This is a genomic window from Lentibacillus kapialis, from assembly GCF_014646635.1.
GTDB classification, from domain to species: domain Bacteria; phylum Bacillota; class Bacilli; order Bacillales; family Amphibacillaceae; genus Lentibacillus; species Lentibacillus kapialis.
The window spans coordinates 1-1556 of the sequence record NZ_BMNQ01000117.1; the positions used below are offsets into that span (position 1 = coordinate 1).

Here is a 1556-nt window from a genome sequence, read left to right on the forward strand (position 1 = left end):
CACTATCATCCGCGAATCGCACTAGTTTTGCTTGGTGTTTTCCTCGATCCAATCCCTTCTTATGCCACAATTGATCAAAGGCATTTAGATAGATATTAGCTAATAATGGAGAGATGACCCCACCTTATGAATAGTAAAATATTATGCAAAGTAAACGGCTTAATAACGTGAGATCATGGCACGCAAGCCTTATTTACTTTGCATAATGCTGAAGTCATTAAAGACTGTTTAGCCAAGCAAGCAAATCTTCATCCTCACTCCATTGAGGTAAATCAGATGAAACAACGTTGGGATAGGTTTCTTCTAAAGCTTTTCGTTTTAGCTCAGTATCTGCACGGGCATAAATTTCAGTCGTTGATATATCGACGTGACCTAAAAGGTCACGAATATATATCAGATTAACACCAGCTTGCAGTAAATGCATCGCCTTTGTATGGCGAAAAACATGCGGAGTTACCTTATCTGGAATCAACGAAGATACCGCTCTTGCGCGAGAAACATATTTGTTAATGATGAACGATATGCCCGCCCGTGTCATTTTATTGTGCTGACGGTTAATGAATAATGGTCGATCCTGCATTCCGTTCTGAAACATATGGAATTCCGTCATGTACTGTCTTAATAAAGATTCCGTATTAGACATCAGCGGGACATGCCTTGTTTTGTTTGCCTTACCTGTGATTGTCAGAATAGGTGGTGGTTCCAATCGAACATCACGAACCTTTAAGTCTACTAATTCTTGCACTCGGGCACCTGTATCATATAATACTGACAACAGTGTCAAGTTACGACGCCCACTGCTTTTGGACAGATTGGGTTGTGCCAGAATCATTTTTAATGCGTCGGATGTAAGATGATTCACTGATGGCTTTTGGGCCTTTTTAATCGGAATGGATAGAATTTGCTGATACAATGATAACCTAACAGGGTCTTCGACCTGCATATACCTAAAAAAGCCGTGAATGCAGGCTAATCGCTGGTTTCGCGTTGTGATACTGTTTTTTCTGTCCTGTTCCAGCCATTCAAGAAAACCTATGATGAGAGGTTTGTCGATTTGTTTTAGACTAAGGTCTTCAATAGGTAGACCACCATGATGCTTACAATATGTGAGAAACAGTTTAAAAGTGTCCCTATATGATCGGATCGTATTAGAACTCACATTTCGTTGTCCCGGCAGATAAAGGGATAAATAATCCGATAAGGATTTCGCAAAATCAGTCGGTTTCATAATCGACAACCCCCATCTCCGGTATGACGTGACCAAAAGTAAGCTCTACTTTGGCAGTGATATCTGGATAAAGCTCGGCAGTTAGTCTTAAATATTCCGACGTATCTCTAAACGAATGATGTCCCAAATAAGTCTTTAAAACCGGCAAGTAGGCGGTTAGATCCTTTCCTTCAAGTACCCAGCGTCTCAAGCAGTGTACAGCGTGTAAATGTCAACGATAATATGTACAGTTTTGACTGTTTAAGAATGTACAGTTTTGTTCATGGTACATAACCGAATTTTTATTCCATTTACCTATAATTTACCGTATATTGATCACCTTCCCGTA

The 1556-nt window shown here is 40.0% G+C and carries 2 protein-coding genes; both read right to left on the bottom strand.

Going from position 1 to position 1556, the window contains the following annotated elements; genetic code table 11:
• Positions 1-217: 217 nt before the first annotated feature.
• Complete coding sequence (locus tag IEW67_RS17805; RefSeq protein ID WP_188634421.1) at positions 218-1228, bottom strand: site-specific integrase; 1011 nt, start codon at positions 1226-1228, stop codon at positions 218-220.
• Complete coding sequence (locus IEW67_RS17810; protein ID WP_188634422.1) at positions 1215-1418, bottom strand: site-specific integrase; 204 nt, start codon at positions 1416-1418, stop codon at positions 1215-1217. Before IEW67_RS17810 ends, IEW67_RS17805 begins: the two co-directional genes overlap by 14 nt.
• Between the last annotated feature and the right edge of the window lie 138 nt (positions 1419-1556).